General features: G+C 64.8%; 6 protein-coding genes. 1 reads left to right on the top strand and 5 read right to left on the bottom strand.

Annotated elements, in window-relative coordinates; translation table 11 throughout:
- Window positions 1-559, bottom strand: a 559-nt coding sequence (locus GJ693_RS11400; protein WP_156256425.1) for an endonuclease/exonuclease/phosphatase family protein, incomplete at its 3' end; no start/stop codon positions are given.
- 163 nt (window positions 560-722) lie between these two features.
- On the opposite strand from GJ693_RS11400, the gene GJ693_RS11395 reads away from it, so the two are divergent.
- Window positions 723-4,154, top strand: coding sequence for an indolepyruvate ferredoxin oxidoreductase family protein (locus tag GJ693_RS11395; RefSeq protein ID WP_156256424.1), 3,432 nt, complete (start codon window positions 723-725; stop codon window positions 4,152-4,154).
- A 62-nt stretch (window positions 4,155-4,216) separates the two neighbouring features.
- On the opposite strand, the gene GJ693_RS11390 is transcribed toward GJ693_RS11395, so the two are convergent.
- From GJ693_RS11390 to GJ693_RS11375, 4 genes are all read right to left on the bottom strand, one after another.
- Entirely contained in the window at window positions 4,217-6,358 is a 2,142-nt protein-coding gene (locus GJ693_RS11390) for a hypothetical protein (RefSeq protein WP_156256423.1), read from the bottom strand.
- A gap of 180 nt (window positions 6,359-6,538) precedes the next feature.
- Window positions 6,539-7,300, bottom strand: coding sequence for a molybdopterin-dependent oxidoreductase (locus GJ693_RS11385; protein ID WP_156256422.1), 762 nt, complete (start codon window positions 7,298-7,300; stop codon window positions 6,539-6,541).
- Window position 7,301: 1 nt separating this feature from the next.
- Complete coding sequence (locus GJ693_RS11380) at window positions 7,302-8,027, bottom strand: cytochrome b/b6 domain-containing protein (RefSeq protein ID WP_197042139.1); 726 nt, start codon at window positions 8,025-8,027, stop codon at window positions 7,302-7,304.
- A 207-nt stretch (window positions 8,028-8,234) separates the two neighbouring features.
- A partial coding sequence (locus GJ693_RS11375; protein ID WP_197042138.1) for an SPOR domain-containing protein occupies window positions 8,235-8,651 on the bottom strand: 417 nt, incomplete at its 5' end.

The following is an 8,651-nucleotide window of genomic DNA, read 5'->3' as shown; positions in this document are numbered from 1 at the left end:
GCGCCGGAAAGCTCGGTCCCAGCGCCACTTCGCGCCAGTGCCGGGCCAGCGCCGCCAGCGCCGCGCCGCCGCGCCGCCATTCGTTGAAATCGCCCATCACGAGCTCCGGCGGGTTGCCCGGCGCCCTGGCCACCGCATCGATGATGGCGTGCATCTGGCGGGCGCGGGCCAAACCCGACAGATCAAGATGCGCGCCGACGAGGCGCAGCACGTGGTTGCCATGCGCGACATCGGCCAGCACCGCCCCGCGCGGCTCGATTGCCGGCAGGGTGATGCGGTGCGTGTGGGTGAGGCGCACCGGCCCGCGCACCAGCACGGCATTGCCATGCCAGCCCAGCGCCAGATGCTGCTCGCCCAGTGGCGCCGCCTGCCAGCCGCGCGCGGCCAACAGTGCGGCGGGCAAGACCGAAGTGCGGATGCCGCGCCGCGTGTCCGCCTCCTGCAGCAGGGCAATATCGGCGCCGATCTCGTCGAGCACGTCGAGGATGCGTTCGGGCATCCGGCGGCCATCGCTGCCGACGGCCTTGTGGATGTTGTAGCTCGCGATGGTCAATGACACGCCGCCAATCTAGGTCATTGCCCGGCAACAAACAAACGGCGACGATGGGGACAATCGGCCAGACGAGTGCTACGCTGTCAGCGATGCGGCAACACCCCTTGCCGCCGGCAAGAAAGGGCAGTATTATTGTCCTATCTCGCCTCACTACAAAGAGCATCGCCTCATGGTCGCTGGCCTTCCCCCGGTATCGCTTGAAGACAAATATCGCTTCCGCGACGGTCGTGTGTTCATGTCGGGGGTGCAGGCGCTGGTGCGGCTGCCGCTGGTGCAGAAATGGCGCGATGCCGCCGCCGGGCTCAACACCGCCGGCTTCATCTCCGGCTATCGTGGCTCGCCGCTGGGCGGCTATGACCAGGAATTGTGGCGCGCCAAGAAGTGGCTGAAGGAACAGGATATCCACTTCGTTCCCGGCGTGAACGAGGAACTGGGCGCGACCGCGGTGTGGGGCAGCCAGCATGTGGCGCTCAACCCCAAGGCCGAGCGCGATGGCGTGTTCGGCATCTGGTATGGCAAGGGCCCCGGCCTCGATCGTGCCATGGACGTGATCAAGCACGCCAACGCCGCCGGCACCTCGGCGCATGGCGGCGTGCTCGCCATTGTGGGTGATGACCACGGCGCCAAATCCTCCACCCTGCCCCACCAGAGCGACCATAATCTGCAGGCCGCCTTCGTGCCGTTCCTGGCGCCGGCCAGCGTGCATGAATTTGTTGAGTACGGTCTGCTCGGCATCGCGATGAGCCGCTTTGCCGGCACCTGGGTCGGCTTCAAGGCCACCGCCGACACGGTGGAAACCAGCGCCACCGTCGATCTTTCGGCGGAGAATCGCGGCATCATCATCCCCGAATTCGAATTCCCCGATGGCGGCGTCCACATCCGCCCCGGCGACATCTGGCGCGAGGAAGACACCCGCCTGCAACGCTACAAGGGTTTTGCTGCCATGGCCTTTGCCAAGGCCAACGGCATTGACCGGGTGGTGTGGGATTCACCCAAACCGCGCATCGGCATCGTGTCGACCGGCAAGGCCTTTGCCGACACGATGGAGGCACTGGACGAACTCGGCATCGATGCCCGCGTGGCGGCCGATATCGGCCTCAAGGTCTACAAGGTCGGCATGCCCTGGCCGCTGGAGCCGGACGGCATCCGCGCCTTTGCCGAAGGGCTGGAGGAAGTCCTCGTCATCGAGGAAAAGCGCGAATTCGTCGAGCACCAGCTGAAATGGCAGCTCTACAACTGGCGCGAGTCCGTGCGTCCTCGCGTGGTCGGCAAGCATGACGAGAGCGGCGAATGGCTGCTCTCCCCCGACAACGAACTCTCCCCCGGTGTCATCGCCCACGTCATCGCCGCGCGCCTGCAGCATTTCCATGACACCGATCGCATCAGGAGCGCGCTGGCCTTCTTCCGCGATCAGGCCGCCAAGGCCGCCGTCCACCAGACGCCGGTCAAGCGCAGCCCCTATTTCTGCTCCGGCTGCCCGCACAACACCTCGACCAAGGCCCCGGAAGGCCAGCGCGCCCTGGCCGGCATTGGCTGCCACATCATGGCGATGTGGATGGACCGCGCCGAAACCTTCACCCAGATGGGCGGCGAAGGCGTGACCTGGGTGGGCGAAGCGCCGTTCGTTGGCGAAAAGCATGTCTTCGCCAACCTGGGCGACGGCACCTATTTCCACTCCGGCCTGCTCGCCATCCGCCAGTCGATCGCGGCTGGCGTCAACATCACCTACAAGATCCTCTACAACGACGCGGTGGCCATGACCGGCGGCCAGAAGCATGACGGCGAGCTGGGCGTGGACCAGATCGCCGCGCAGATGCTCGCCGAGCATGCCAAGAAAGTCGTCATCCTCACCGAGGATCTGGAGCGCTATCGCGGCGTCACCATCCCGGCCGGCGTGCGCCTGCTCGATCGCGGTGAACTCGAAAACATCAGCCAGGAATTCGCCGCCACGCCGGGCTGCACCGTCATCATCTTCGATCAGACCTGCGCCGCCGAAAAGCGCCGCCGCCGCAAGCGCAACCAATTGGCCGATCCGGCGCGCCGCATCTTCATCAACCCGGCGGTGTGCGAAGGCTGCGGCGACTGTTCGGTGCAATCCAACTGCGTCTCGGTGGAGCCGGTAGAGACCGAATTCGGCCGCAAGCGCCGCATCAACCAGTCGAGCTGCAACAAGGACTACAGCTGCGTCAAAGGCTTCTGCCCCAGCTTCGTCACCGTTGACGACGCCGAGGTGAAAAAATCCAAGGCCGAGTTCAACCTTGATGGCGTCGCCGATCCGGTTATCCCGGCGCCTGGCCATGGTTACAACATCATGGTCACCGGCATCGGCGGCACCGGCGTGCTCACCGTGTCGGCGCTGCTCGGCACCGCCGCCCATATCGAAGGGCTGTCCAGCACCACCGCCGACATGGCCGGCCTCGCCCAGAAGGGCGGCGCGGTCTACAGCCATGTCCGCATCGCGCAGTCGAACGATGATCTGCTGTCCCCGCGCATCATGGCGGGCAGCGCCGATGTCGTGCTGGCCTGCGATGCCGTGGTCGCCGCCGACAAGCCGACGCAGACGCTGATGATCCCGCAGCGCACCGCCGTGGTCGCCAACGCCGATATCGCGCCGACGTCGGACTTCGTGCGCAACCGCGATTTCGATTTCAACAGCGCCGCCGTCGAACGCGCCATTCGCAAGGCCAGCAACCCCAACGCCTGCGATTTCATCGCCGCCGACACGGTGGCGACCGCCCTGCTCGGCGACGCCATCGGCAGCAACATATTGCTGATGGGCTATGCCTGGCAAAAGGGCCTGATCCCGCTGAAGCGCGAGAGCATCGAGGCCGCCATCGACTTAAACGGCGTCGCCATCCCGTTCAACAAGAAGGCCTTTTCCCTCGGCCGCCTGCTCGCCACCCGCCCGGACCAGGTGCTGGCGCTGGTTGAAGCAAGCAGGGGCCCGCAGCCGGAACCGCCGGCGACCAGCCTCGACGAGATGATCGCCCGCCGCGAGGCGGACCTGATCCTCTATCAGGACGCCGCCTACGCCGCCCGCTTCCGCACCCCGGTGGACAAGGCCCGCAGTGCCGGCGGTGACGCCTTTGCCGAGGCGGTGGCCAGAAGCCTCTACAAGCTGATGGCCTACAAGGACGAATATGAGGTCGCCCGCCTCTATTCGGATGGCCGCTTCCAGGCGGCGTACACGGCGCAATTCGCTGGCGGCAAGCCGCGCGTATTGCTCGCCCCGCCGCTGATCACCCGCACCGATCCCGCCACCGGCCGCCCGAAGAAGATCAGCTTCGGCCCGTGGATCTTCACGGCGTTTGGCGTGCTGGCCAAGCTGAAGGGCCTGCGCGGCACGGCCCTCGACATCTTCGGCTACAGCGAAGAACGCCGCCACGAACGCGCCGACATCGCGGCCTTCGAAGCCGACATCGAGCGCCTGTTGGCCGACCTCAACCCCGCCAACATCGGCCTCGCCATCGCCATCGCCAAACTCCCGATGGACGTGCGCGGCTTCGGCCCGGTCAAGGCCAAGGCCCGCACAGAGATGCTGAAGCGCCGCGAGGCGCTGTGGGCGAAATGGCCGGGGCTGGCGGCGCAGGCGGCGGCCTGATCTGGACGTGAGGCTGTAACGTCAAGCGGACAACGACCGCGAGTGGTGGCCAGCGACGAACATCAATTCCGATCATCGGCTTCAGGCCCGTGCGTTTCACAAGCCAATACGCGCTCGGTCGCTCTGGTGAGGAAGCGCCGCGCCGGTTTGCTGCGCACATTGGCGTCGATCCAGTCGAGCCCGGAGCGCCCCTGCTCCGCAGGCAGATGTGCCAGAGCCCAGATGCACGTCTTCGCCAGCCGTTTTGCCGCCGGCTTGGTGATGAACTTGGCCTTCAGGCAATTTCTGACGGCATATTCGGCGATGGCCTGTGCCAGGTCTGGGGATGGCCGTTCAACCGACATGACAATCAGTGCCTGCAGCACCTCTTGACCGGGAGATGGCCGGTTGGCCGGCACGTTTTCAAGCAACGCTGCGAGCAAGCGCGGCACGACGTCATCGGGCCACGCCGCAACGAGGCTGTTTGCCTTCTGGCGCCAGGCCATCGATGGCGTCGACGACAAGCGGCTGCAATGTTTCGCAAAGCCACCAAGTCCCGACAGGGACTGCCCAAGCACGATTGGCTGTACAGCATCCAGAATGGCAATGATCGACGTCGCCAACGGGACCAGGTCGGCGGCTTGATCCTTGCGGATCAAGCTCCCCATGTCGTGTATGAATTGCCGAAGCGGCGGCGCGTATGCCTGGGTTGCCCTTGGTGGTAACGAATTTTCGGGCAACCATGGCGTGCATTCGGCAATCAAGCCTTCAAGATAGGCGCGATGTTCAGGGCTTTGCAGACGGCTGTCCAGGATATTGCTGAAATGGCTCAGCAAGAGATTTTCCGCCTGAAAAGCGCCGAAGACACTGGCTTGCGGTGGTGCGAGCGCAGTATCAGCCGTCACGCCGATTGCAGCTGCGATTTCCTCGCGTTGCGCCGCCGACCAGCCGGGCGCGCCATCCTTGGCAACAATCCTGGCCAGCGCTGCCCGGGTCGCTGTTGAGTCCGGCTGGCGCGCGATATCGACCATCAATTTGACAAAACGCTGCGATCTGTAGCTGTTGGTCGGCGGCTTGCGCGCATCCAAGGATGGATGCTCATACAAGGGCAAGGCAATCGCGGCGTCCACCAATCGGGCGGCGTCGGCGTCGCTCAGTGTGATCCGCCTGGCGAGGATGGCGATCCGCAACAATTCGGGCCCGCTGGGCTGAACGACATGGGGATCAGCCTTGAAAACGCCCCGCGGTCGGGCCAACCACGGCCAATCCGGCGTTGGCAAAGTGAGCAACTCGGTCTCGATCGCCGCCAGTGCAACCAGCGCCTGGCCCAATTCTGCAGGGGGCAATGTCAGAAATTTCCGGATCAGCGGGTCGGATTTGATCAGTGATCCGTGCAAGTGCGAACCGGCGAGAAGCGGGCCATCAATGGACAGCTCGTCGCGGGGCGCGCCATGGGCCGCGTCGAGCAGCAGCGTGAGCACCTCTGCCAGCGGCTGGCCGGCCATCAGCATCACCTGCTCACGCCGCTGGGCGCGCGCAGCGAATTCCCGGTCGCGCGCCACAAGTGTCGGGCTGTGGTCAGGCGACAATTCCAGGATCGCAACCAGTCGAGCAGCAATGGCTTGCCGCCATGACAAAAGATGGTCTGCCTCGCCCAGCCGCTGGATCAACTCAAAACAGGCCTGTCGAACGCGCTTCGGCAATTGCGCCGGCGCAATGGCAAGGTCCCGCGCAACAAGCCGCCAGAGCTTCGGCAGTTTTGGCTGCCATCGCGAACTTTCCATCCAGCTGCCAAGCGCCCACAACAGATCGGTCAGTTCATCGGCCGTGAAGATCGGCTGCGACGGCATCAATTGCTGCGCTTCCACACTGGCACATATGTCCTCGATGACTTTCAGCAGGGAAGATTGTGCCGTTGCCGCCACCTTGTCACCGGGCTGCAAGACAAGCTGAACCATCAGCGCGGCTTCAGCGAGCACGGCAGGCGGCCGTTCCAACTTCAACGCTTCGCGCAGCGCATGCGCATGCGGATCATACCAACTCGGAACGCCTTCCACAGGATCGGCGACCAGGCTGTTTGCAAGCAGACGCAAGGCTGGACTTTGCGGCTCGAAGAACGCCTTCAACAAAATCTGCCGGCCCTCATCATCAAGCGGGCGGGAGGGACGAAATGAGCGAAAATTTACGCTTTTTTTGCCGTTTTTGGCGAAAAAGTTGAAAATCACTATTGCTTCCTGGGTCGTTTACTCGCCCACTTATTGACAGCTTATTGCATCGCAGAAAAGACGCAATCCAATTGACTGAACATTACGCTCCGACGACATTGCTGTTGATTGCAGCCGGCTCGAAGCGCTCTGGCGCGACTCATCACTCCAGCTGATCGACGATCGACATCATGGCCGCCGTCAGATGCCGTTGTACCAGGCCCAGCCCGATTTGATGTCCCCGGTGTCGCGGAACACGTCGGTCACGACGATCTTGCGCAGGAACTTCACGCTCTTGTAGCCGATCTGGCGTTCGACCCGTAGGCGCAGCGGGGCGCCGTGGCCGATGGGCAGGTTGCGGCCGTTCATGCCGTAGGCGAGGATGGTCTGCGGGTGCAGCGCATCGATCATGTCGAGGCTGTTGGCCATCAGATCGAAGGTGTGGAACTCGACATAGCGGGCTGACGGCTTGATGCCGACCGCTTCGAGCACGCTGCGCACCGGCACGCCGGTCCATTCGGCAATCGCCGTCCAGCCTTCTTCGCACATGTGGCGGGTGATCTGGGTGCGGCGGTGCATCCGTTGCAGATCGGCCAGCGAGAAGCTGCCGGGCCGGGCAACGCTGCCTTCGACCTGCAGCCGCCAGTCGGCAAAATCGCCCTTGTGCAGCCGCGCATAATCCGGGCCCTGCGCCGGATCATACAGGCCGCCATCGGCGCGCGACGGATCATAGGTGCCGGTGGCCGGCATGGAGGAGATGTCGCTGCGATCATATTCGCGCGCCAGCCCGGTGGGGGAGAACAGCGCCCGCTGCATGGTGTAGGTGAGATTGTCTCCCATACGGAGGATGTTGCCATAGGTGGGTGGCAGCTGTTCACCGCAGCCGGTGAGCAGCAGTCCGCCGGCCGAGGCCAGGCCGCCAAACAGGCCACGGCGGGAAAGCAACAGGCGCTGGTCGCTCATCTCAGTGCCCCCGGATCATGGCGCGCAGCTGTCGCCCCGGCCCGGTCATTGCGACCATGGCGAGGTGCACAGCCAGGAAGGTGGCGACGAAGGCGAAGCTGAAGAAGTGGATGGTGCGTGCCGATTGGGTGCCGCCGAACAGATCGAGCAGGAACGGGTAGTTGGCGGAAATTGCCGGCGCCATGCTGATGCCGGTGATGAACATCAGCGGCAGGGCGATGAACGCCACCGAGGCATAGGCCAGCTTCTGCAGGATCGCATAGGGCGGCGGCGGCGCGATCGGCAGCGGGAAGCGCAGATGCGCCTTGATGTCCTGCCACAGATTGCGACGGGTGAGCTCGTTCCGGTGAGGCAGCAGGGCGCGGCGGGCATGGCCGGTGAGCAGGCCGATCACCAGATAGGCCGACAGGCCGGCGAGGAAGAACCAGGCGGCGAGGAAATGCAGGCTGCGCGCCCAGCCATTCTCGTTCCACGGCTCGTTCAGCCGGTTGGCGTCCTGCGGCCCGCTGGCATCACCAAAGAACGGCGCACTGGCCGAGAAGTGGATGGCGTGATGATTGGGACCGAGCGGGATTTCAAGCAGCGGCTGCATCAGGTCATTGCCGGCATGGCCCCAATAGAGCCGCGGGTGGACCATCAGGATCGCGACGCCCGAATAGAGCAAGGTCAGCACCGCCAGCGCGATCAGCCAGTGGATGAGCCGCACCCACAGGCGATGGCCGTGCACGATGTCGCCCGACTGGCCTGCCTGCCCCATTGCCAAATCCCCCAGCGTGGGAGGTGTAGCACGAAGGCTTGGGCGCTCAAAGGGCCGCGCGCGCCGGAGAGTGCGCCGGAAGGCGACCGTGTGCAGGCTCTGCGGCCCTGCCCGCCGGAGGCCCATTTTCTTGACGTCGGGGAAACGGGATCCCGGGCGATGGGTGGCGATTGGAGCTCAATCGATATTGAGCGCAAAGCAGCCGTTCTTGCCGATTTCCAGCGTCTTGCAGCCGTCGCGGGCTTCGTCGCGGGTGGGGAATGGGCCGACTTGCAGGCGGTAATTGCCGCCGAACTTGCCGATGGTCGGGTGCAGGCCCCTGGTGGCCTTCTTGTTGGCCGCGGCGAGTTTGGTCCAGGCGGCCTGGGCGCTCTTCTGGTTGGGATAGGTACCGAGCTGGATGCGCCAGCCGGTTTCCTTTTCGGCGGCGGCCTTGGCTTCGGCGGCCTTCCTCTCCGCGGCCTTCTTCTCAGCCAGCTTGCGGTCGGCGGCGCGTTTTTCGGCGGCGGCCTGTTCGGCGGCCTTCCGGTCGGCGGCGGCCTGGGCGGCCCGTTCGGCGCTGCGATCGGGCGTGCGGACCGATGGTGGCGGAGG

Origin of the sequence: Sandarakinorhabdus oryzae (assembly GCF_009733735.1) — a bacterium.
Taxonomy (GTDB): domain Bacteria; phylum Pseudomonadota; class Alphaproteobacteria; order Sphingomonadales; family Sphingomonadaceae; genus Sandarakinorhabdus; species Sandarakinorhabdus oryzae.
Note: the sequence above shows the minus strand (reverse complement) of the source record. Positions and strands in the feature narration are given on the sequence as shown.